A 21342-nucleotide genomic window follows, 5' to 3' on the forward strand; every position below is an offset into this window, starting at 1 on the left:
GTCAGGCGCGCGGGGTGGTGCCCCAATCGAACCAGCCGCGGCGTTCGCCCGAGGGATAGGCGGGGCGGGTGGCCATCGTCACGCGCGCCGGCCGGGCCGCCGTTGCGGCGACGGGCGCCGGCTGCTGCGCCAGACGCGCATTCTCGCGCTCCAGTTCGGCATGGTGCGCGGTGGCCGCCGAGACGCGCGCGTCCGCATCCTTGCGCGTGGCCGCATGCGCCTCGCGTTCCGCGGCGTGCGCATCGCGCTCGGCAGCATAGCGCGCGCGCCACTTCTTGCCGCCGGGATGGCTCGCGAGTCCGAGGAACCAGCCGGCGACAAGCATCAGCGCGAGCACGGCGAACTGCGTGGGCGTGGAAAACAACGGCATCGAAATCCTCCTGTTACGGGAGGATAACGACCGACCGCCGCGACGGTTGCCGCCTCAATGCGCCTTGAACGCATCCGAGATCGAGCAGGCCGCCGGCCCGAGGATGACGACGAACAGCACGGGCAGGATGAACAGGATCAGCGGCACCGTCATGATCGCGGGCAGGCGCGCGGCCTTTTCCTCGGCGCGCATCATCCGCTCGTTGCGGAATTCGGCGGACAGCACGCGCAGCGCCGATGCAAGTGGCGTACCGTATTTCTCGGTCTGCACCATCGTCGTCACCACGCCCTTGATCGCATCGAGCTTCACGCGCGCGGCGAGATTCTCGAATGCCTGGCGCCGCTCGGTCAGGAAGCCCAGCTCGATCGCGGTGAGCGTAAATTCGTCGCCCAGTTCGGGATAGGCGCGGCCCAGTTCGCGCGAGACGCGGGCGAAGGCGGCATCCACCGTCAGGCCCGCCTCGGCGCAGATCACCAGCAGGTCGAGCGCATCGGGCAGGCCCTTGCGGATCGCGGCGGTGCGCTTCTGGATCTTGTTGTTGAGGAAGAGATCGGGCGCCTTGTAGGCGAGAATGAAGCTGACCGCGGCGATGCCATAGCGTTTGAGCGGGCTGTACGTCGCGAAGGTGTCGGTGCCGTAGACGATGTAGAGCATCAGCCCGCCGAAGACGATCGGCAGCACCAGCCGGCCGAAGATCACCGCGACCGCCCATTCCTTCGACCGGATGCCGGCCTGCATCAACTTGGTCTGCGCCGCCTTCAACTGGCTGTCCTGCAGCACCTTCATCGACGTCAGCATGCCGCGCATCTTGTCGGCGGTGTCGTTGCGCTGGACGAGCTTGGCGCGGCGTTTGGTGGAGGCGGTGATGCCCGCCTTCAGCTGCTCGCGCCGGTCGTTCAGCGCCTTGACGCGCTTGGTCATCGGGTCGTGCACGGTGGTGACGGCATAGATCGCCATCATCACCGCGAACGCGCCCACGCCTGCGAGAATGGTTGCGATCCAGATCACGTCGAAGCCCAGGATCGTCGGACCGGCGGTGGTTCCCATCATCCGATCCTCAAATCTCGAAGCTGATCATTTTGGCCATGATGAAGGCGCCGATCCCCATCCACAGCAGCCCGCCGCCGCCTGCGACCATCAGCCGCTGGTCGGTGAAGAAGGTCTGCATATAGGTGCCGTTAATCATCCAGATCATCACGAACACGATGAACGGCAGCGATCCGATGATATAGGCCGAGGCCTTGGATTCGGACGACATCGCCTTGATCTTCAGCTTCATCTGGCCGCGCATGCGCAACACATTGGCCAGGTTCGCGAGCGTTTCGGCCAGATTGCCGCCGGTCTCGCGCTGGATCGCGATCGTGATGACGAAGAACTGGAATTCGGGCGTGCCGAGCCGGTCCGCGGTATCCTGAAGGGCGGCGTCCATCGTCCGCCCGATCTTCATGCGATCGGATACCAGTCGGAATTCGACCCCCACCGGGCCGTTGATCTCGTGCCCGACCACGCCGATCGTCTCGCTGATCGGCAAACCCGAGCGCAGACCGCGCACGAGCAGTTCGATGGCGTCGGGGAATTTGGCGGTGAACTGCGCGATGCGCCGCTTGATGAAGAAGCCGACGACGAAATGCGGCAGCCCGACGCCCACCATCAGCCCGAGGAACAGCGCCAGCAGCAGCGGCAGGCCGACGACCTTCAGCACGATCAGCATGACGACGGCCAGCACCGCGGTCGCGATGCCATATTGGCCGACGGTCCAGGTCTTGCCGGTCATGGCCAGCCGCTTGGCGAGTTGCGCGGGGTTGGGCAGGATCCGGCCGAACGCCAGGTCCATCCGCGTGTTCTGCGCATTGGTGATGCGGCGCATCTGCGAATCGACCGCGAGCGCGCCCTCGACATGGCGGCCGCGCACCGCGACCAGGCGCCGCGTCTGCGCGCGCGAGGCCGACGGACCGGAAAACGCCATGAACAGCAGGCCGATCATCATCAGCCCGCCCATCGCCACGAGCAGCAGCGGCATCATCGGCATCGCGAATCCTCCTGCACCGGGCGGGGCACGATCAGGCCTTCGCCCGCTTGGCCGGCAGCTTGAAGCTGAATTTGGCCATCAGCGACGTGTTCGCGGACGCATCCTTGCCGCCCTTGGCCACCTTGCCGGGCCTGCCGCCGGGCTGGGGTGCCACGGCATCGTCGTCGCCCGACACGAGGCCGATCTGCGTTCCGAGATCGACGAGCGCGGCGACGGTCTTGGAGTTCTTGCCCGCTTCCACCAGCGGCTTGCCGAGCTTGGCCGCCTGCGCCGCCAGCTTCTGGTCGAACGGCACGACGAAATCGATCTTGCGCTCGATCGAGCCTTCGAAATCCTTGCGCGAGATTTCGAGCTGCGCACCGGGATGGACGCGGTTGGCGAGCACCAGCACGCGCGTCTGCGGTGCGTTCGATTTCATCCACGACAACAGGCGGATCGTGTCGCGCGCCGCTGCCAGCGTGAACTCGGTCACCACGACCGCGACGCCGGCATCGGCGGTCAGGTGCGGGTGCTGGACGAGCATGCCGCGCGGCAGATCGACGACGGTGCATTCGAACGCCGCGCGCATCTCCTCCTGCAACTGGTAGAAGGCGGCGCCATCGGTCATCAGCGGCGAATTGATCGGCGCCTCCGCCGACAGCACGGCGAGCTTTTCGGACGCCTTCACCATCGCGCGTTCGATGAACAGCCCGTCGATGCGGCTCGGATTCTCGATCGCGTCGGTCAGGCCCCGGCCGGGCTCGAGATCGAGCGCCAGCGCGCCGGTGCCGAAATGCACGTCGAGATCGAGCAACGCGGTCGCGCGCCCCTGTTTTTCGGCGAGGAGCCAGGCCAGCGACGTGGCGACGGTCGATGCGCCCACACCGCCGCGCGTGCCGATCACCACGACCGAGCAATGCGGCCGGTCGACCGCCGCTTCGGCATGTTTGGGCGCGTTCAGCATCGCATGCGCGTGGGCGAAGGCGTCGCGCAGCATATCGGGATGTAGCGGCTTGAGCAGATAATCCTGGATGCCGCTCGCCACGAGATCGCGGTAGAGCCGAACGTCGTTCACCTGGCCGCTGGCGATCACGACAGTGCCGGGCTCGCACACCTCGGCGAGCGCGTTGATGTCGTTCAGCGGATCGCCGGATTCGGCCAGATCGACGAAGAGGATCATCGGGCTGGCGGAGACCGACAGCGACTGGACGGCGTTGCGCAGGCCGCCCTTGTGGACCTTGTCCGCCGACCAGCCGAGTTCGATGGCGATCGGGCGGATCGCCTCGGCCGTGGTCTCGTCGCAGACATAGGCGGCGAACGGCTCGCGGGTGGAGGCGCTGGCGGGTTTCCAGGGTGCGTTCATCTCACTTGGTTCCCTTGGCGCCGGCGGCGATGCTCTTGCGGTAGGCGTCGATCGCGCGTCCGGCGACGGCGGGATCGGTCACCGCATCGCTGTCGCGGCCGTGGACGAGGTCTTCCGGACGGGCGACCATCGCGGCCAGGTTCTTGTTCGTCGCGCAGCCGTAATTGGACGAGGTGTTGCTATCGAATTCATGGCTCGCGTCGCGGCTCCAGTCGGCGCAGCCGGGCACGCCCGCGGCCATCCGGCTGACGATCACGCGCACGGTGCCGGGCGTGACGGGCGCGGGGCTCACCGGCGCGTCGTCCGAGAGGATCAGGCCGTAGCCTGCGACCACTGCCGCGACCTGCGCGCGTGCGCGCCGACCCTCGCCCGCCGGATCGTCGATCGCCACATGGTCGCCAAAGCCCAGATGCATCGTGTCCATCCATCCGCGCAGCCGCTGCTGCTCGCCCGAGGCGAGCGCGTCGCCGGCGGTGCCGATGTCCAGCGCATAGTCGTTGCGCGTCACCACGGGCTGGTGGACCGATTCGATCCCGCGATTCTGCGTGCCCATGCAGCCGCCGAGCAGCAGCGCGGGCGCCAGCGCGGCGAGGAGAAGCGATCGCGTCGTCATCGGGCGAAATCCTTGGGGCGAGACGGAAGGAAGGATGCGGGCGGCGGTCATTCGGAAAATCCCGGCGCCGGCAGCGGCTTGGCCGATTTCGCCTGGGGTTTGGCCTCGGGCTGGTCGCGGCGCGCGTCCGCAGCGGCGCTGCGGGCGGGTGGGGCAGGCACCACCGGAACGCTCGCCGCCGCACCGATCGTCGGGTTCGTCTCCATCGGCGCCGCAGTCGGCACCGGACGCTGACCGCCGCTGGTGCCCTTCGCCAGATCGCCCATCAGCACGCGGCCGAGATCGGTCGGCGCCTTGTAGCCGTCGCTGGGCAGCGCGATGTCGCGCTGATTGTTCACCGGCTTGACGAGATAGGGGGTGATGATGACGACCAGCTCGGTCTCGTTGCGCTGCCAGCTGTTCGACCGGAACAGCGCGCCGATGATCGGCAGGTCGCCGAGGCCCGGCGCCTTGTCGATCGAATTGTTGTGCGAGTTGGAGAGCAGGCCCGAGATCATCATGCTCTGGCCCGAGCCCAGCTCCACCGTGGTTTCGGTGCGGCGAGTCGTCAGGCCCGGAACCCGCGTGCCGTTGAGCGTGACGGCGTTCGAATAGTCGAGCTGCGACACCTCGGGCTTCACGCGGAGCGAGATGCGGCCGTCGGACAGCACCGTCGGCGTATAGGAGAGGCCGACGCCATATTGCTTGTATTCGACCGACACCGCACCCAGCCCCTGTGCGATCGGGATCGGCACCTCGCCACCGGCGAGGAACGTGCCGGTTTCGCCCGACAGGGCGGTAAGATTGGGATTGGCGAGCGTCGTCACCTGACCCGTCGTTTCGCCTAGATCGATCGCGCCGAGCAGGTCGAGCCCAAGCAGATGACCCGCAAAACCGAACGTCGATCCCGTTGCGGCGGCGGTGATGACGCTTGTGCCCACGCTGCCGTTGGTGACTCCCGTGCCGAGTGGGCCGCCAGGCGAGAATTGGCTGCCGGCGGCGCGACCCTGCGCGATGCCGAACTTGAAGCCGCCCGTGCTGTCGGCCGAGGCGAGGTTGACGCCGACATTCTTGATGAACGACCGGCTGACCTCGGCGATGCGCACCTGGAGGTTCACCTGAAGCGGCGTCGCGGTCTTCAGCCGGGTGACCACCTTCACGGTATCGCCGACGAACGCCTGGACGAGGCGCTCCGCCTCCGCGGCGTCCTCGGGGGCGGCGACGGTGCCGGTCAGCAGGACGAGGCCGTTCATCGGCGTCGCCACCACATGCGCCTCGGGCATCGCGAGCCCCAGCATCTGGCCGATCGAATCGAAATTGTTGCCGACGCGCACGGTCGCCGAGAACACCACGCCGCCGCCCTTTGCGGTCGCCGAGATCGTCGTCTCGCCGCCCTTCTTGCCGAAGACGTAGAGCTGCGTCGGCGAGCGGACCTGGACGTCGGCGATATTGTCGTCCGCCACGAACAGGTCGCTCATCGGCTGCGCGAGCGTGATGAGCCGGCCGCGCCCGGTGGCCACCTGCACGACGGCGGGCAGCGCGGTGGCGGCCATAGCGGCCGTCGCAGGGCGGCCGGGGGCGGCGGCCAAGGGGCTCACCACCAGCGCGGCCGCGATCGGCAGGGCAAGGGGGATCAGGCGGTTGCGCATCTCAGTTCTTCCCCATGGCCGAAACGGCCTGCGTCGGAGCGACCGGCATCGGTGCGGTCGCCGTGGTGATGGTCATCGTCGTGCCCGCGGGCAGCGCGGCGCGGCGCGGCACCGACGGCGGCGCACCCGCACCGACCGCAACATCGGTCACGGAATTGCCGCGCGCGACATGGACGACGGGGCCGGTGTAGACCGGCGCCGCGCCGCCGACGGCTAGGCCAGGCGCCGCGTTGGTGATCCCGGTGGGGCCGCCGCCGAAGCTGCCGCCGGCCGATTTCGCCGGCACGCTGCTGCGCTGGAAGCGCGACACGTCGGCGCCCGTCGCAAAGGTCGGGTTTCCGGTCTGCGGCTGGCTCGCGAGCTGGAGCATCATCGCCTTTTCCGCGCGTGGATCGTTGCCGCTCGGCATCTTCACCGAGCCCGAGGCGATCGCCTCTTCGAGCTGGCTGGAATTGTCCGCGATCGAGCGCAGCGACAGCGAGAGCGAGCCGACCGTCTGCGCCACCGCGAGCTGCTCGGCGATCTTGGGCGTCGCCTCGACGGTGACCGTGCCGAAGGTGTGCACGACGGTCTTGCCGTCCTCGCCCACGGCGTTGTCGGTGCGCTGGTCGGTCGCGAGCACGCGGATGTTGCGCATGATCGTTTCGGACACCTTCAGCGGCTGGCCGTCGCCGCCGCCGGGAACGGTCTGCGTCAGCACCAGATCGATCCGATCGCCGGGAAAGACGAAGCCCGCGACCGAAGTCTGCGCGGAAACGGGGAAGGTGACGGCGCGCATGCCCGGCCCCAGCGCCGCCGCCAGGAAGCCGCGATCGCCGGGCTTCACCAGCGCGCCCTGGGTCACCGGCTGCCCCGCGGTGATCGCGTTGCGCACCACGGTGCCCTGAAGCGATTTCAGGTCGGTCTTGTCGCGCAGGAAATAGGCGTTGTCGACCAGCTCCTTGGGCCAGGGCTGGAACTTCAGCGCGGTCGCATCGAGGATGGTGCCGACGGGCAGCGCGCGGGTGGCGACCAGCACCATCGGACCGTCGATCACCGGCGCGGCGACCACCGCACCCGCCTGCGGCGCGGCGCTGCCCGTCATCAGCGAGCGGGCCAGGAACGCGGTCGTCCCCGCGACGAACAGGGAGCCTGCCAGCAGAAGGACTTTGCGGCTATCCATGGTGAGTCGTGCCTTTCGGGCCGTTGCCGGTTGATCCGGTGTTAAGCATCACGCGAATTGATTAAGGATCGGTTCGCGCAGGGACATCAGCGCGGCAAAGGCGATCGCGACGCCATAGGGGATCTCCAGCGGACCCTCGCACCGGCGCCAGCGCTGCTCGATCAGCATCGCCAGCGTCAGCACGCCGCCTGCCAGCGACATGACGATCAGCATCGTCAGGAACACGCCCGCCGGCAGCCACAGCGCGAGCGCGGCGAGCAGCTTCACGTCGCCTCCGCCCATCCAGCCCATGTGGAAACAGGCGCAGAACACCGCGAAGACCACGGCGGCGAGCAGCAATTGCTCGGCGATGCCCGGCCACGGCGTCACGCCCAGCGCCCACCACCAGACCGGCGCGAGCAGCGCGATGGCGGCGTTCTTCCAGTTCGCGATCTCGCGGGTGCGCGCATCCTCGATGCCCACCCAGACGAGCAGCGCGCCGAGCACGAGCAGCAGCCAAACCTGTAGCGATTCCAAAGTCATCGGGTTTCGTCATAGACTTCAGGGCTTTCCAAATCGTAACCATGTGCCGATGCTCATCCCGCCCCGTTCCAACCGCGCGATCCCGCCGGGTGCGACCGTCTCGCACTGGGCGGCGGCGGACGGCTGGCCATTGCGGCGGATCGACTGGCCGGGCGACGGCCGTCGCGGCCGCGTGCTGTTCCAGGCGGGGCGGGGCGACATGTTCGAGAAATATCTCGAATATCTGGCGCATCTGCAGGCGCGGGGCTGGGCGGTGACCGCGTTCGACTGGCGCGGGCAGGGCGGATCGGGGCGCTTGGCCGCAGACCCGAACGTCGGCCATGCCGGCGATTTCGCGGCCTATGTCGCCGATGTTGCGGCGTTCTGGCGCGAATGGTCGGCGACAGGGGCGGGCCCGCGCGTGGCGATCGGCCATTCGATGGGCGGCCATCTCGTCCACCGCGCGCTGGTCGAAGGCGCGATCGATCCGCAGGCCGCGGTGCTCGTCGCGCCGATGCTCGGACTGAAATCGCCGCTGGGCGCGCGCCTCGGCGGGTGGCTCGCGCGCGGCATCGCGGCGATCGGCGATCCCGCGCGCCCGGCGTGGAAGGCGAACGAGCGACCGGGCGCGCGGCTCTCGCGTCAGGCGCTGCTTACTCACGACGCCGCACGCTATGCCGACGAACTTCATTGGCACGATGCACAGCCGTCGCTGCGGCTCGGGCCGCCGAGCTGGGGCTGGCTGGCGGCGGCGTTCGCCTCCACCGCGCGCGTCGCGGCCGATCCGCGGCTGGGCGCGGTCGACACGCCGGTGCTGATGCTGCTTGCCGATCGCGACGGTTTGGTGGATTCGGCCGCGGCGCTGCGGATCGCGGCGCGGATGCGCGATGCCGAGACGCTCCGCTTCGGTTCTGAATCCGCGCACGAGATCCTGCGCGAGGCCGATCCGGTGCGCGACCGCGCCATAGCCGCGATCGACGCCTTTCTCGATGACCGCGCCCCCGCATGACCTATGACATCGCCATCGTCGGCGCGGGGATCGCGGGCGCCAGCCTCGCCGCCGCGATCGGCGCACGCGCCCGCGTGCTGCTGATCGAGGGCGAGGATGCGCCGGGCTATCACGCCACCGGCCGGTCCGCGGCCTTCTGGTCCGAAACCTATGGCGGCCCCGATATCCAGCCGCTCACCACCGCGTCGCGGGCCGCGTTGCAGGCGGGCGGTTTCCTCCAGCCGCTCGGTTCGCTCCATATCGGGCGGCCGCGGGACGCGGCTGCGATCGACGCCTTCCTCGCCGAGTTCGCGGACACGCCGGTCAGGCTGGAGCGAGTCGATCCGGCCGCGATCGTGCCGGGACTGCGACCCGAATGGACGCTCGGGGTGAGCGAGCCGAGCTGCGCCTATATCGACGTCGCCACCCTTCATGCCGCCCACCTGGCGACTGCGCGCCGCGCCGGCGCCGTGCTGGCGACGCGCGCACCGTTCCACGCCGCCACGCGCGCGGCGGACCGGTGGACGATCGAAACCGGCGCAGGTATTTTCCAGGCGCGCGTTCTGGTCGATGCGGGGGGTGCCTGGGGGGACGTGGTGGCACGCGCCGCGGGCGTCGACCCGATCGGCATCCGCGCCTATCGCCGCACCGTCGTGCAGTTGCGCACCGATCCGCCCGCGCCTGCCGGGCTGCCGCACGTCGCCCATATCGCCGGCCGCTTTTATTTCAAGCCCGAGCCCGGCGGCCGGCTATGGCTCAGCCCGCACGACGAGGCGCCCACCGACCCGTGCGACGCCGCGCCCGAGGAGATCGACGTGGCCACCGCGATCGACCGTTTCGAGCATGTGGTCGACTGGCGGGCAGCGGCGGTCGAGCGGCGCTGGGCGGGCTTGCGCAGCTTCGCGCCCGATCGGCGGCCCGTCTATGGCTTCGATGCGCGGGTGCCCGGCTTCTTCTGGTGTGCGGGGCAGGGCGGCTTCGGCATCCAGACCGCACCCGCCGCGGCGTCGCTTGCGGCCAGCCTGTTGCTGGGCGAGGATGTGGCGGTTCCCGTCGATCCGGCGCGCTATGCGCCCGGCCGGTTCGGGCGTTAGAACGGGATGACGTCAGGTTGATCGAACCCCTCATCCGTTCGTGCCGAGCCTGTCGAAGCACGCTCCTCGCAGGCGTGCCTTCCTCCGCGGGCGTGCCTTCGCATTCCGGACAGGCCCTTCGACAAGCTCAGGGCGAACGGGTCGAGGGATCGCCGCCCAAGTCTAGCCGCGCCGGCCCGCCATCACCGCGGCGTCGCTCGCGAGTTTGTCGCAGCGTTCGTTGTCGGGGTGGCCGGCATGGCCCTTCACCCATTGCCAATCGATCCGGTGCGGCGCGGCGGCGGCGAGCAGCGCCTGCCATAGTTCGGCGTTCTTCACCGGCTTGCGATCGGCGGTCTTCCAGCCGTTCTTCTGCCAGCCCTTGATCCACTTGGTCAGGCCATCCATCACATAGCGGCTGTCGGTCGACAGCGTCACCGCGCAGGGGCGTTTCAGGGCCTTCAGCGCCTCGATCGCGGCGGTCAGCTCCATGCGGTTGTTGGTGGTCAGCGCCTCGCCACCTGACAATTCCTTCTCGGTCTCGCCCGCGCGGATCAGCGCGCCCCAGCCACCGGGGCCGGGATTGCCCTTGCACGCGCCATCGGTGGCGATCTGGACGGGAGTCATGCGAACAAATTCCGGCTTTGGTAGGATCGAAGCCGCCGCCAATAGGCCAGCGGGTCCTTGCGTGTCACCAGCGCATCGGCCGGCGTGTTGAGCCAGTCCCAGGCGCGCGTCAGCAGGAAACGCAGGCACGCGCCCTGCGCCAGCACGGGCAACGCCGCGCGCTCGGCATAGGACAGGGGAAAGCGCGTCTCGTACCCCGCGACCAGCGCGTTGCCGACGGCCGCGTCATAGCCGTCGCCCCGCGCATCGAACGCCCAGGCGGTGTGCATCACCGCCAGATCATAGGCGCGGATGTCGGTGCAGGCGAAATAGAAATCGATCAGCCCGGTCACCCGGTCGCCGAGCATCAGCACATTGTCGGGAAAGAGGTCCGAATGGATCGCGGCAACGGGCAGGTCGCGCGGCCACGCCGCCAGCACCGCGTCGAGCGCCTCGGCCACGCGGTCGTGGAAACCGGCCTCGATCACGTCGATGGCGCGGCCACATTGCGCGAGCATCGTGCGCCACCGATCCGCGCCCAGCGGGTTGGCGCGGGTCTGCGCGAAGCCCGCCAGGCTCGCATGGAGCTGCCCGAGCGCCGCGCCCGCGGCATGCGCCTGCGCGGGCGTGGGGTGCGATACGGAGACGCCGTTCAGGAATTCGATCAGGCAGGCGGGCCGCCCTTCCAGCGCCTGGATCGCGGCGCCGCCCCGATCGGGCAGCGCGCGCGGCACCGGATTGCCGTCGGCCGCGAGGTGATCGAGCAGCGCGAGGAAGAAGGGCAGGTCGGCCGTCTCGGTGCGCTCCTCGTAGAGCGTCAGGATGAAGCGGCCGGCATCGGTGTCGACCAGATAGTTGCTGTTCTGGACGCCCTCGGCGATGCCCTTGGCCGAGACGAGCGCGCCATGATCGTAGCGTTCGAGAAAACGCGTCAGCGCTTCCGCCGACACCTGCGTGTACACCGCCATCGTTGTTCAGCCGATCGCTTCGAGGCTGCGCGGCAGCTTGAACGCGATCGTCTCGCGCGCCGTTTCCAGCTCGTGCTCCGTGATCTGGAACCGCGTCGCGAGCCGGTCGACCAGTTCGCGGACGAGCAGCTCGGGCGCCGACGCACCCGCAGTGATGCCGAGCGTCGCCACACCCTCGAGAAAGTCCCAGTCCAGATCGTCCGCGCGCTCGATCAGCGCCGCGCGCACCCCTGCACGCGCCGCCACTTCGACGAGGCGCACCGAGTTGGACGAATTGGGTGCCCCGATCACGAGCATCGCGTCGCATTCCTCCGCCATCGCCTTCACCGCCGCCTGGCGGTTCGACGTGGCGTAGCAGATATCCTCGCCGCGCGGGCTTGCGACGTCGGGAAAGCGCGCGCGGATCGCCGCGACGATCGCCGCGGTGTCGTCCACCGACAGCGTGGTCTGGGTGAGAAAGGCGAGCATCGCCGGGTCGGCGGGCGCGAGTGCCGCGACATCGGCCTCGCTTTCCACCAAGGTCATCGTGCCCGGCGGCACCTGGCCGAGCGTGCCGATCACCTCGGGATGGCCGGCATGGCCGATGAAGAGGATGTGCCGCCCCGCCGCGACCAGCCGTTCGGCCTGGCGGTGCACCTTCGACACCAGCGGGCAGGTGGCGTCGAGCCAGTCCAGCCCGCGCCCGTCCGCCTCCGCCGGCACCGTCTTGGGCACCCCGTGCGCCGAGAAGACGACTGGCGCGCCGTCGGGCACCTCCGACAGATCCTCGACGAACACCGCGCCCTTCGCCTTCAGCGCATCGACCACGAAGCGATTGTGGACGATCTCGTGCCGCACATAGACCGGCGCGCCATGTTTTGCGATCGCCAGCTCCACGATCTGGATCGCCCGATCGACGCCGGCACAGAAGCCGCGCGGGGCGGCGATGGTCAACGCGAGCGGAGGCTTGGCGATTATCATGACAATTTCGCCATCTACGCGATTGCCGGGCCGCGCGGAAGAGGACGGGCGTGCGATCGCCGCAGCGATCATGGCCATGGGATCACGGGTTCGCTTGCACGCGGCGGAGCCGGTTTCTATGCTCCGCCACCAGTGAGGCACGCGCAGATTCATGCCGGCCGCCGTTTCGAGAAGGTGCGCGTACCCGTGAAAGCCTCCAAATCCGTCCCGATCGCCGTCGCTACCGCGGCCCTGCTGCTTGGCGGCTGTGCCCGCCATCATGGCGATATCGACGAAACCGGCGGCATCACCGCGGTGCGCTCGGCCTGCCCGATCGTCGGCCTGCCCGCCAACACGGGCGACGTGACGCTGTTCGATCCGGCCACCAGCCGCGATTCGACCGCCATCGACCTGGTTGCGACGATGACCAACCTGCGCTCGACCTGCGACGATACGACCGACCAGATCGGCACCACCGTCACCTTCGACGTCGACGCTCGCCGCACGCATGCCGAGGGCGCGCGCGACGTGACCTTGCCCTATTTCATCACCGTGGTGCGCGGCGGCAACGTCGTGGTCGCCAAGCGCGTCGGCGCGGTGGCGCTGCATTTCGACGCCGGCCGGCCGCGCGCGCATACGACCGGCACCGCCTCGAGCGCGGTGTCGCGCGCCGCCGCCACCTTGCCCGAGGCGGTGCGCGAGAAGCTGACGCGCAAGCGCAAGGCGGGCGACGCCGATGCCGCGATCGACCCGCTGACCCAGCCCGACATCCGCAAGGCGGTGGCCAGTGCCACGTTCGAGGCGCTTGTCGGCTTCCAGCTCACCGACGACCAGTTGAAGTACAACGCCACACGATAGATTCGCACGCCAAGCCGCGTTGACACCCCCGCGCGCACGCGGCAGAGATCGGGGTGTCGATGCCGGGCGACCGGCATGTCACGCGCGGGAGAGCATCCCGGGTCCTTTCAGGGCCCAAGGCTTCGAAGGCCAGGGATCGCCGAAGGAGCAACCACCCCGGAATCTCTCAGGCAGCAGGGACCGCGCGGGGCCATGACACTCTGGAAAGCGCGGGCCGAGGGTCCGCCACCGAAGGGGTAAGCCGGCCGCCGCCCGCGCGGACATGCCGGTCAAAGCTCTCAGGTTCCCGTGACAGAGGGGGTTCGAACCGACGTGGGGCAGCACCCCGCCGAGGCCGCGCCTTCGACGGAGACCGTGCATGAGCAGCTCGACCATCATCGACCATGCGGACGACTATGTCGCCCCCGCCGCTGAGCCACTGCCGCTCGACGCCTGGCACCGGGCGCATGGCGCGCGGATGGTGGAATTCGCCGGCTATCAGATGCCGATCCAGTATGACGGCATCATGGCCGAGCATCTGTGGACGCGTGAGCAGGCCGGCCTGTTCGACGTCAGCCACATGGGCCAGCTCCGCTTCACGGGTGCCGGCACCGACGCCGCGCTCGAGACGTTGCTGCCCGCCGATATCGCCGGCCTGCCGATGCACCGCGCGCGCTATTCGCTGTTGCTGGCCGACGACGGCGGCATCCTCGACGACCTGATGCTGACGCGGATCGCGCCCGACGACGTGTATATGGTCGTGAACGGCGCCACCAAATATGATGACATCGCGCATATCCTCGCCGCGCTGCCCGACGACGTGACGCTGAACCTGATGGAGGATCACGCGCTGCTCGCGGTGCAGGGGCCGAAGGCGGTTGCGGCGCTCGACCGGCTGGTGCCGGGCGTCGCGGCGATGGTGTTCATGCAGGGGCAGGCATTCACCTGGGAAGGCGCCGATCTCTGGATCAGCCGTTCGGGCTATACCGGCGACGACGGGTGCGAGATTTCGGTGCCCGCCGCGATGGTCGAGCGGCTGGCCGACGCGCTGCTCGCCCAGGCGGAGGTGAAGCCGATCGGCCTCGGCGCGCGCGATTCGCTCCGGCTCGAGGCGGGTTTGCCGCTCTATGGCCATGACCTCGATGCCGAAACGACGCCGGTGATGGCCGATCTGGGCTTTGCGCTGTCGAAGCGCCGCCGCGAGGAGGCGAATTTCCCCGGTGCCGCGCGCATCCTGGCCGAACGCACCGCGGGGCCCGCGGTCAAGCGCGTCGGCCTGATGGTCGAGGGGCGCCAGCCGGTGCGCGAGGGTGCGAGCGTGATCGACGATTCGAACACGCCCGTAGGCCGGGTCACCAGCGGCGGCTTCGCCCCCATGGTCGGTGCGGCGATCGCGATGGCCTATGTCCCGCTCGCCGATGCGGTGCCCGGCACCGCCGTGCGCCTCTATCAGCGCGGCAAGGTCCATCACGCGACCGTGGCCGCGATGCCCTTCGTTCCCCACCGCTATGTCCGTGCAGGAGGAAAATGACATGAGCCGTTATTTCACCGAAGATCATGAATGGGTCGATGTCGACGGCGATGTCGGCACCGTAGGGATCAGCGACTATGCGCAGAGCCAGCTGGGCGACATCGTGTTCGTCGACGTGCCCGAGGACGGCAAGCGGCTGACCAAGGGCGACGAGGCCGCGGTGGTCGAATCGGTCAAGGCCGCATCCGACGTCTATTCGCCGGTGTCGGGCAACGTGATCGAGGGCAATCCCGCGCTCGCCGACGAGCCTGCGCTGGTGAACAGCGATGCCGAGGCCGAGGGCTGGTTCTTCAAGATCACGCTCAGCGATCCGTCCGAGCTGGAAGAGCTGATGGACGAGGCCGCCTACGAGGCGTTCGTCGCCAAGCTGTAATCCCTACCGGATCACCCTTGCCCTTCCGGCGCTTGGCGCCTCCCTTCCTCTCTGGATGCGAGAGGGAAGGGGCACGCCGCCGCAGGCGGTGGGAAGGGTGAGGGCGATGGAGAAATGAATTGCGCTACCTGCCGCTTACCCCGTCCGACCGCCAGGAGATGCTCGGCGTCATCGGCGCCGCCACGATCGACGCGCTGTTCGCCGACGTGCCCGAAGCCGCACGGCTCGCCGGGCCGATCGAGGGCCTGCCGGCCCACGCCTCCGAACTGAGCGTCGAGCGGCACATGACCGCGCTCGCGCGGCGCAACATGGTGGCGGGCGAGGTGCCGTTCTTCCTCGGCTGCGGCGCGTATCGGCATCATGTGCCTGCCAGCGTCGACCACCTGATCCAGCGCGGCGAATTCCTGACCGCCTATACGCCCTATCAGCCGGAGATCGCGCAGGGCACGCTGCAGATGCTCTTCGAATTCCAGACGCAGGTGGCGCGGCTGCTCGGCACCGACGTGGCCAACGCGTCGATGTACGACGGATCGACCGCCTGCTGGGAAGCGGTCGGCATGGCGCGGCGGATCACGAAGCGCGGCAAGGCGATCCTGTCGTCGGGGCTGCACCCGCATTATGTCTCGGTCGCCAAAACGATGGCGAAGTACACCGGCGACGTGCTGGAAACGTCCACGCCGACGCTGTCCGCCGACACCGATATCGACGCGCTGATCGCCGCGGTCGACGGCGAGACGAGCTGCGTGGTGGTGCAATATCCCGACATCCTGGGCCGCATCGCCGACCTGACGCCGCTGGCCGAGGCCTGCCATGCGCACAAGGCGCTGCTGATCGCGGTGGTGACGGAGCCGGTCGCGATGGGTGCGATCCGTGCGCCCGGCGAGATGGATGCTGACATCGTCGTCGGCGAGGGCCAGTCGCTCGGCGTCGGGCTCCAGTTCGGCGGCCCCTATGTCGGGCTGTTCGGCTGCAAGGAGAAATATGTCCGCCAGATGCCGGGGCGGCTATGCGGCGAGACGGTGGACGCCGATGGCCGGCGCGGCTTCGTGTTGACGCTGTCGACGCGCGAGCAGCATATCCGCCGCGAAAAGGCGACGAGCAACATCTGCACCAACAGCGGGCTCTGCGCGCTCGCCTTCTCGATCCACATGACGCTGCTGGGCGAGGCGGGGCTGCGACGGATGGCGGGGCTCAACCATGCCGGCGCCGTCCACGCCGCGCGGCGTCTTGCGCAGGTGCCGGGGGTGAGCGTGATGAACGATACCTTCTTCAACGAATTCACGCTGGTGCTGCCGCGCGAGGCGCGCCCGGTGGTGCGCACGCTGGCCGACCGCGGCATCCTGGCCGGCGTGTCGCTCGGCCGGCTCTATCCCGGCATCGACTCGCTCGCGGGCGGGCTGGTGGTCGCGGTGACGGAGACGACCACCGCGGAGGATGTCGAGGCACTGGCGACCGCATTGGAGGAGACCCTGGCATGAGCATCAATCCGAGCGGCTGGCGCCCCGAGATGACGCCCGAGCGGCGCGCGCCCGTGCAGAGCTTCACCGGCAACAAGGCGCTGATGCTGGAGGAGCCGCTGATCTTCGAGATCGGCGACACGAAGACGACGGGCGTCGATTTCGCCGAAGGCGATGTCGCGCACGATCGGCTGGGCGACCTGACGCGCAAGGCGCCGATCGGCCTGCCGGGCCTTTCCGAGCCCGAGACGGTGCGCCATTATACGCGGCTCAGCCGCCAGAATTACGCGATCGACCTGGGGCTCTTCCCGCTCGGATCGTGCACGATGAAGCACAATCCGCGGCTGAACGAGAAGATGGCGCGGCTGCCGGGCTTTGCCGACGTGCATCCGCTGCAGCCGGTCGATACGGTGCAGGGCGCGCTGGCGGTCATCAACGAACTGGCGGTGTGGCTGATCCGGCTGACCGGCATGTACGGCGTCGCGATGAGCCCCAAGGCGGGCGCGCATGGCGAGCTGTGCGGCATGCTGTGCATCAAGGCGGCGCTGGAAAAGCGCGGCGAGGGGCACCGCAAGGTCGTTCTTGTGCCCGAATCCGCACACGGCACCAACCCCGCGACCGCCGCCTTCGCCGGCTTCACCGTGGAGGACATTCCCGCCACCGCCGACGGCCGCGTGGACACCGCGGCGCTGAAGGCGCGGCTGGGGCCGGACGTCGCCGCGGTGATGATTACCAACCCCAACACCTGTGGCCTGTTCGAACGCGATCTGAAGGCGATCAGCGACGCGGTTCATGACGCGGGCGGCTATGTCTATTGCGACGGCGCGAACTTCAACGCGATCGTCGGCCGGGTACGCCCCGGCGACCTGGGCATCGATGCGATGCACATCAACCTGCACAAGACCTTCTCCACCCCGCATGGCGGCGGCGGCCCGGGGTCGGGGCCGGTGGTGCTGTCCGAAGCGCTCGCGCCGTTCGGCCCGCTGCCCTTCACCGCGCGCATGGCCGACGGCCACATCGCGCTGATCGAGGAAGAGACCGCGGGCGACGATCACCCCGACACGTTCGGGCGGATGACCGCGTTTCACGGCCAGATGGGCATGTTCACGCGCGCGCTCACCTATATCCTCAGCCACGGCGCCGATGGGCTGCGCCAGGTCGCCGAGGATGCGGTGCTCAACGCCAATTACATCCTGCGCTCGCTGGAGGAAACGCTCGACGCGCCTTTCGCCGGGGCGGGGCCGTGCATGCACGAGGCGATCTTCAGCGATGCGAACCTCGCCGAGGGCTTCTCGACGCTGGACGTCGCGAAGGGGCTGATCGACGAGGGCTTCCACCCGATGACGGTCTATTTCCCGCTGGTGGTGCACGGCGCGATGCTGGTCGAGCCGACCGAAACCGAGTCCAAGGCGGCGCTCGACCAGTTCATCGGCGCGCTGCGCAGCGTGGCGGAGCGCGCGAAGGCGGGCGACCCGTCGCTGAAATCGGCGCCGCATTTCGCGCCGCGCGCGCGGCTCGACGAGACTCTGGCGGCGCGCAAGCCGGTGCTGGTGTGGAAGGGGGAAGCGGGAGAGACGGCGGGGTAGTTGGCGGCTTACGCCCAATAGCGGACCTAATGCTTACCGCAATTAGGGAAACATTTACAGGCATCTCGTATCGCAACGCGATGGGACAAGCTCGTTTTTTTACCTCGCAATTCAGCGAAGACAATGACGGCGTTGTTTTCCGCGACAGCGGAACAGGCCGCGCATACCGCATCACTTTTTCCGAAAGGGATCAGATGATTGCAATATATTCTCGTCTAACCAACCGGAACGGATTGCTAATGGTAGCGCCGATCTTCGTTGCATATGGTTTTTCCCGATTGATGGGCCTTTTGCCTCAAAGAGTCGTGATCGCACTCATTATAATAGATGCAGTTTTTTTTATTCCAGTTCTTTGCTGGGGAAATTGGGCCAACGCGTCGGCGCGAACCAAAGCAATGGACGTTCTCGGTAGCCGGCCGTCATTTCCTTCAATATACTGAACAACTAAAATCCACTCATTTTAGCTGGTGCCGATGGTTTGCTGCGGAAGATCGTAGCTAATGTGAGCGCCTTGCTTTCGGAAAGATGACCGTCCGCTTTCCACCAGGATGCGAAATTCCACGCTGGCGGCTCCCGCCCAATTTCGGACAATCAGCCGCGTATGTAGACCGACCGCGTGAATCTTTAACCCTCCGGTGCCATGCATACGCGCGGTAATAACGAGGCGAACATGGGCGCTCAAAATATACAACGAACTGCTGCTACCTTTGCAGCCCCTGCCTTACCACTATTGGCAGCTATTTGGGCTGTTCATCAGCCAGAGTTCGTCACCCTTACTAAGTCTGTTCCGCATCCGCCAGTTGCGCTTACGATTGCGATCATAATCTATTTTGTGGTCTTTGGTGTTATATGCCGGAGGGAAATACCAGCGATAAAAATCGCGGGTGCCCTGTGGATCATATCGATATCGGCTAGTCTTTACGGAAGTGGATTTATATATAGAACATATTGTCAAAACAAAATATTTGATAATCGTACTACGGTCTATGTTCGTTCAATTGTGATAGTACAAGTCGCGCGTGTAGTGGGCCGTGGAGGGCCAGGCTATTACGCGAAAATCAGTCCCGATGGGCGGGATGCGATGTTAGAGATCAGCAAGGGGTTATTTGATAGGTGGAATCGGGCTGCCGCCAATTCTGGAATAGCCAACAAAGAGTTCCTTCCTGATTGCAAGATCAGTGTCACCGTTCAGAAGGCAATCGGCGGAGCGGAGCGAATCGCCGACCGTCGGCTATTTACCGATCGCGATGTAGTTTCGACATGCTAACCAGCTGAAGGTGATCGGTTGCACGCGCTCGCCCGGACTCGGAATGTCTGCTCACCACCACGTCGAGCCGTTAGCGGTCAGCGATGCGTGAGCCCGAAGCAGTCGACCGGCAATCGCCCAGTTGCGGAGATTCATGTCACGCTTATAAAGCATCTATGTATGAAGCATGGCTCTCTCTAAAGCGTGAACGGAACGCAATCTTTGGGATCGGCATATTGATCGCGGTCATTATTTCGGTCGTTATTCTCTGCCAATCCGGACCGACCCAAATCGAAGCGGGAGTAATCGTCAGATTTGAAAGTCGAGCAGACGTTATAGGTGATCAACCAATCGTCGATGTCAAGCTCGCCGACGGACACGTCGAGCAAATAAGGACTACGCAGGATTTGTTGAACCGCTGCAAGACAGGCGGCCGTATTTCACTAATCCGCAGGCCACACAGCCTACAGGTTTCGCCCGATGGCTGCATTTAAAACTGGCAGTGAATGTCCGCTCTCCACCAACTCCGGCTATTTGCGCCGCTCCCAAAAGCCGGCCTCGACGCCCCCATTCCAGCGCTCCCACCCACACCCTTCCCATAACTGTATCGTCACGCTAATACACGCGGCACAGACGACGAGGGGGCTCTTCGATGAACACGCACGCGGTTACCGTCCATCAGGCGGGCAATCCGCTCGTCACTTATGCGATCACCGCCGTCGTGATCGCGGTCGTCATGGCGCTGCGCTGGCGGCGGATGCGGCGGGTGATGCCGTTGAAGCTCGAACGGCTGTGGATCGTGCCGGCGCTCTATCTCGTCATCGCCATCGCGATGTTCGTGGTGGCGCCGCCGGTGGGGCCGGGCTGGCTCTTCTGCCTCGTCGCGCTGGTGCTGGGCGCGGCGCTCGGCTGGCAGCGCGGGCGGATGATGCGGATCGCGATCGATCCCGAGACCCACGCGCTGAACCAGGTGGGCTCGCCCGCGGCGATGCTGTTCCTCGTTGCGATCGTGCTGCTGCGCTCGGGCGCACGCGCGGCGATCGACAGCGGCGCGGGCACGATGCTCCACCTCAATACGCTGGCCGTCACCGATATGCTGGTGGCGCTGGCACTCGGCCTGTTCACCGCCACGCGGGTGGAAATGTATCTGCGCGGGCGGCGGATGCTGGAGGCGGCGCGGCGCGTCAGCTGAGGCCCTGCGAAGCCGCCTGCCGGGTTTCCTCGCGGCGGCGGACATGTTCGCGCCACACGATGTAGAGCCCGCTGCCGATGATGATCGGCGCCCCCGCCCAGGTGGCGGCGGGGGGCAGCGCGCCGAAGATCAGCCAGCCGAACAGCGTCGCCCAGAGCAGGCTGGAATAATCCATCGGCACGACGAGCGTGACGGGGCCGAGCTTCAGCGACCACGTCATGGCGATCTGCGCGCATCCGCCGAGCAACCCCACGCCCGCCAGGCACGCCCAGGCCGCCCGGTCGTGCGCCTGCGCGACCTGCGCATAGATCAGCCCCATCGGCACCAGCGACAGCGTGGAGAACCAGAACACCGTCGTCAGCGGCGCCTCCGTCCGCCCGATCCGCCGCAGCAGGATCGAGACCGCCGCGGTGCCCAGCGCCCCCGCCACCGCGCAGGCCGCGCCGGCGACGGGCACGTGCGCGCCGCCGGGCTGCGCCACCACCAGCACGCCGACAAAGCCCGTCGCCACCGCCACCCAGCGGTGCCAGCCGGTCGGCTCGCGCAGGATCAGCGCGCCGAGGATGGTCGCGAAGATCGGCACGCTGAACCCGATCGTGGTCGCCTCCGCCAGCGGCAGCGCCACGATGCCCGAAAAGGTGAACGCCATCGCGCTCAGCCCGACGATGGCGCGGCCGATATGCGCCGGGATCCGCTGCGTGGCGACCGAGCGCAGCCCGGGCCCGCACGCGATCACGCTGCCCACCAGCAGCGCCGCGCCGAACTGGCGATAGAACAGGATCTCCGCCACGCTGGCGCCGTGGATCTGCGCCAGCTTGATGACCGCGTTCATCGCGGCGAAGAACACCACCGACACGAGCCGGAGCACGATCGCGGGGAGCAGGCGGTCGGTGGCCATGCG

At 67.6% G+C, this 21342-nt stretch carries 22 protein-coding genes and 1 riboswitch; of the genes, 10 read left to right on the forward strand and 12 right to left on the reverse strand.

The features are described from left to right. Window position 1: 1 nt before the first annotated feature. The 8 genes from L8H00_RS00335 to L8H00_RS00370 are packed head-to-tail and all read right to left on the reverse strand — an operon-like array spanning window position 2 to window position 7666. Complete coding sequence (locus L8H00_RS00335; protein WP_242095232.1) at window positions 2–370, reverse strand: hypothetical protein; 369 nt, start codon at window positions 368–370, stop codon at window positions 2–4. Between the two features lie 54 nt (window positions 371–424). Then, on the reverse strand, window positions 425–1420 hold the full coding sequence (locus L8H00_RS00340; RefSeq protein ID WP_242095233.1) for a type II secretion system F family protein: 996 nt from the start codon (window positions 1418–1420) through the stop codon (window positions 425–427). A 7-nt stretch (window positions 1421–1427) separates the two neighbouring features. After that, complete coding sequence (locus tag L8H00_RS00345) at window positions 1428–2399, reverse strand: type II secretion system F family protein (protein ID WP_242095234.1); 972 nt, start codon at window positions 2397–2399, stop codon at window positions 1428–1430. A 31-nt stretch (window positions 2400–2430) separates the two neighbouring features. Then, a complete protein-coding gene (locus L8H00_RS00350; RefSeq protein WP_242095235.1) occupies window positions 2431–3741 on the reverse strand; it encodes a P-loop NTPase in 1311 nt (436 codons plus the stop codon). Window position 3742: 1 nt separating this feature from the next. Next, window positions 3743–4354 carry a CpaD family pilus assembly lipoprotein gene (locus L8H00_RS00355; RefSeq protein WP_242095236.1) on the reverse strand — a complete coding sequence of 204 codons (612 nt, stop codon included), beginning with the start codon at window positions 4352–4354 and terminating at the stop codon, window positions 3743–3745. A gap of 47 nt (window positions 4355–4401) precedes the next feature. Continuing rightward, window positions 4402–5982, reverse strand: coding sequence for a type II and III secretion system protein family protein (locus L8H00_RS00360; RefSeq protein ID WP_242095237.1), 1581 nt, complete (start codon window positions 5980–5982; stop codon window positions 4402–4404). Window position 5983: 1 nt separating this feature from the next. Continuing rightward, window positions 5984–7144, reverse strand: a complete 1161-nt coding sequence (gene cpaB, locus L8H00_RS00365; RefSeq protein WP_242095238.1) for a Flp pilus assembly protein CpaB — start codon at window positions 7142–7144, stop codon at window positions 5984–5986. Window positions 7145–7192: 48 nt separating this feature from the next. Next, window positions 7193–7666 carry a prepilin peptidase gene (locus L8H00_RS00370; RefSeq protein WP_242095239.1) on the reverse strand — a complete coding sequence of 158 codons (474 nt, stop codon included), beginning with the start codon at window positions 7664–7666 and terminating at the stop codon, window positions 7193–7195. 49 nt (window positions 7667–7715) lie between these two features. Here L8H00_RS00370 and L8H00_RS00375 point away from each other — a divergent pair, with 49 nt between their 5' ends. Both L8H00_RS00375 and L8H00_RS00380 read left to right on the forward strand, forming a co-directional pair. Continuing rightward, a complete protein-coding gene (locus L8H00_RS00375) occupies window positions 7716–8654 on the forward strand; it encodes an alpha/beta hydrolase (protein WP_242095240.1) in 939 nt (312 codons plus the stop codon). After that, window positions 8651–9727 (forward strand): FAD-binding oxidoreductase, encoded by a 1077-nt coding sequence (locus L8H00_RS00380; RefSeq protein ID WP_242095241.1) that lies wholly within the window; start codon window positions 8651–8653, stop codon window positions 9725–9727. Before L8H00_RS00375 ends, L8H00_RS00380 begins: the two co-directional genes overlap by 4 nt. 162 nt (window positions 9728–9889) lie before the next feature. Here L8H00_RS00380 and rnhA read toward each other — a convergent pair whose 3' ends face one another. From rnhA to ispH, 3 genes are read right to left on the reverse strand one after another with little or no spacing between them, the layout of a single operon-like run. After that, the gene (gene rnhA / locus L8H00_RS00385) at window positions 9890–10333 is read right to left on the reverse strand and encodes a ribonuclease HI (RefSeq protein ID WP_242095242.1); all 444 of its coding nucleotides are present in this window, start codon (window positions 10331–10333) and stop codon (window positions 9890–9892) included. Beyond that, window positions 10330–11280, reverse strand: a complete 951-nt coding sequence (gene thrB / locus L8H00_RS00390; RefSeq protein ID WP_242095243.1) for a homoserine kinase — start codon at window positions 11278–11280, stop codon at window positions 10330–10332. The genes rnhA and thrB overlap by 4 nt, the downstream gene beginning before the upstream one ends. 6 nt (window positions 11281–11286) lie before the next feature. Further along, window positions 11287–12240 (reverse strand): 4-hydroxy-3-methylbut-2-enyl diphosphate reductase, encoded by a 954-nt coding sequence (gene ispH / locus L8H00_RS00395; protein WP_242095244.1) that lies wholly within the window; start codon window positions 12238–12240, stop codon window positions 11287–11289. Between the two features lie 186 nt (window positions 12241–12426). Between ispH and L8H00_RS00400 the strand changes: the two genes are divergently transcribed. From L8H00_RS00400 to L8H00_RS00435, 8 genes are all read left to right on the forward strand, one after another. After that, complete coding sequence (locus L8H00_RS00400) at window positions 12427–13077, forward strand: hypothetical protein (protein WP_242095245.1); 651 nt, start codon at window positions 12427–12429, stop codon at window positions 13075–13077. Between the two features lie 75 nt (window positions 13078–13152). Next, window positions 13153–13270: riboswitch (glycine riboswitch) on the forward strand. A 165-nt stretch (window positions 13271–13435) separates the two neighbouring features. Then, window positions 13436–14587 carry a glycine cleavage system aminomethyltransferase GcvT gene (gene gcvT, locus L8H00_RS00405; protein WP_242095246.1) on the forward strand — a complete coding sequence of 384 codons (1152 nt, stop codon included), beginning with the start codon at window positions 13436–13438 and terminating at the stop codon, window positions 14585–14587. Between the two features lies 1 nt (window position 14588). Continuing rightward, window positions 14589–14960: a glycine cleavage system protein GcvH gene (gene gcvH, locus L8H00_RS00410; protein WP_242095247.1), complete on the forward strand. Its 372-nt coding sequence runs from the start codon at window positions 14589–14591 to the stop codon at window positions 14958–14960. 119 nt (window positions 14961–15079) lie between these two features. Next, window positions 15080–16438 carry an aminomethyl-transferring glycine dehydrogenase subunit GcvPA gene (gene gcvPA, locus L8H00_RS00415; RefSeq protein WP_242095248.1) on the forward strand — a complete coding sequence of 453 codons (1359 nt, stop codon included), beginning with the start codon at window positions 15080–15082 and terminating at the stop codon, window positions 16436–16438. Beyond that, on the forward strand, window positions 16435–18003 hold the full coding sequence (gcvPB, locus tag L8H00_RS00420) for an aminomethyl-transferring glycine dehydrogenase subunit GcvPB (protein WP_242095249.1): 1569 nt from the start codon (window positions 16435–16437) through the stop codon (window positions 18001–18003). The genes gcvPA and gcvPB overlap by 4 nt, the downstream gene beginning before the upstream one ends. A gap of 29 nt (window positions 18004–18032) precedes the next feature. After that, the gene (locus L8H00_RS00425; protein WP_242095250.1) at window positions 18033–18443 is read left to right on the forward strand and encodes a hypothetical protein; all 411 of its coding nucleotides are present in this window, start codon (window positions 18033–18035) and stop codon (window positions 18441–18443) included. Window positions 18444–18673: 230 nt separating this feature from the next. Then, window positions 18674–19270, forward strand: coding sequence for a hypothetical protein (locus tag L8H00_RS00430; RefSeq protein ID WP_242095251.1), 597 nt, complete (start codon window positions 18674–18676; stop codon window positions 19268–19270). Between the two features lie 631 nt (window positions 19271–19901). Continuing rightward, the gene (locus L8H00_RS00435) at window positions 19902–20441 is read left to right on the forward strand and encodes a CcdC protein domain-containing protein (RefSeq protein ID WP_242095252.1); all 540 of its coding nucleotides are present in this window, start codon (window positions 19902–19904) and stop codon (window positions 20439–20441) included. Here the strand turns inward: L8H00_RS00435 and L8H00_RS00440 are convergent. Then, window positions 20434–21339, reverse strand: a complete 906-nt coding sequence (locus L8H00_RS00440) for a DMT family transporter (RefSeq protein ID WP_242095253.1) — start codon at window positions 21337–21339, stop codon at window positions 20434–20436. The genes L8H00_RS00435 and L8H00_RS00440 overlap by 8 nt on opposite strands. Between the last annotated feature and the right edge of the window lie 3 nt (window positions 21340–21342).

Source organism: Sphingomonas sp. CROZ-RG-20F-R02-07 (genome assembly GCF_022662335.1).
GTDB lineage: Bacteria > Pseudomonadota > Alphaproteobacteria > Sphingomonadales > Sphingomonadaceae > Sphingomonas.

Bases quoted from the DNA above. Each gene is read 5' to 3' on its own strand.
- L8H00_RS00335 (WP_242095232.1), bottom strand. From the start codon at position 370: ATGCCGTTGTTTTCCACGCCCACGCAGTTCGCCGTGCTCGCGCTGATG.
- L8H00_RS00340 (WP_242095233.1), bottom strand. From the start codon at position 1,420: ATGATGGGAACCACCGCCGGTCCGACGATCCTGGGCTTCGACGTGATC.
- L8H00_RS00345 (WP_242095234.1), bottom strand. From the start codon at position 2,399: ATGCCGATGATGCCGCTGCTGCTCGTGGCGATGGGCGGGCTGATGATG.
- L8H00_RS00350 (WP_242095235.1), bottom strand. From the start codon at position 3,741: ATGAACGCACCCTGGAAACCCGCCAGCGCCTCCACCCGCGAGCCGTTC.
- L8H00_RS00355 (WP_242095236.1), bottom strand. From the start codon at position 4,354: ATGACGACGCGATCGCTTCTCCTCGCCGCGCTGGCGCCCGCGCTGCTG.
- L8H00_RS00360 (WP_242095237.1), bottom strand. From the start codon at position 5,982: ATGCGCAACCGCCTGATCCCCCTTGCCCTGCCGATCGCGGCCGCGCTG.
- cpaB (WP_242095238.1), bottom strand. From the start codon at position 7,144: ATGGATAGCCGCAAAGTCCTTCTGCTGGCAGGCTCCCTGTTCGTCGCG.
- L8H00_RS00370 (WP_242095239.1), bottom strand. From the start codon at position 7,666: ATGACTTTGGAATCGCTACAGGTTTGGCTGCTGCTCGTGCTCGGCGCG.
- L8H00_RS00375 (WP_242095240.1), top strand. From the start codon at position 7,716: ATGCTCATCCCGCCCCGTTCCAACCGCGCGATCCCGCCGGGTGCGACC.
- L8H00_RS00380 (WP_242095241.1), top strand. From the start codon at position 8,651: ATGACCTATGACATCGCCATCGTCGGCGCGGGGATCGCGGGCGCCAGC.
- rnhA (WP_242095242.1), bottom strand. From the start codon at position 10,333: ATGACTCCCGTCCAGATCGCCACCGATGGCGCGTGCAAGGGCAATCCC.
- thrB (WP_242095243.1), bottom strand. From the start codon at position 11,280: ATGGCGGTGTACACGCAGGTGTCGGCGGAAGCGCTGACGCGTTTTCTC.
- ispH (WP_242095244.1), bottom strand. From the start codon at position 12,240: ATGATAATCGCCAAGCCTCCGCTCGCGTTGACCATCGCCGCCCCGCGC.
- gcvT (WP_242095246.1), top strand. From the start codon at position 13,436: ATGAGCAGCTCGACCATCATCGACCATGCGGACGACTATGTCGCCCCC.
- gcvH (WP_242095247.1), top strand. From the start codon at position 14,589: ATGAGCCGTTATTTCACCGAAGATCATGAATGGGTCGATGTCGACGGC.
- gcvPB (WP_242095249.1), top strand. From the start codon at position 16,435: ATGAGCATCAATCCGAGCGGCTGGCGCCCCGAGATGACGCCCGAGCGG.
- L8H00_RS00425 (WP_242095250.1), top strand. From the start codon at position 18,033: ATGCTTACCGCAATTAGGGAAACATTTACAGGCATCTCGTATCGCAAC.
- L8H00_RS00430 (WP_242095251.1), top strand. From the start codon at position 18,674: ATGGGCGCTCAAAATATACAACGAACTGCTGCTACCTTTGCAGCCCCT.
- L8H00_RS00435 (WP_242095252.1), top strand. From the start codon at position 19,902: ATGAACACGCACGCGGTTACCGTCCATCAGGCGGGCAATCCGCTCGTC.
- L8H00_RS00440 (WP_242095253.1), bottom strand. From the start codon at position 21,339: ATGGCCACCGACCGCCTGCTCCCCGCGATCGTGCTCCGGCTCGTGTCG.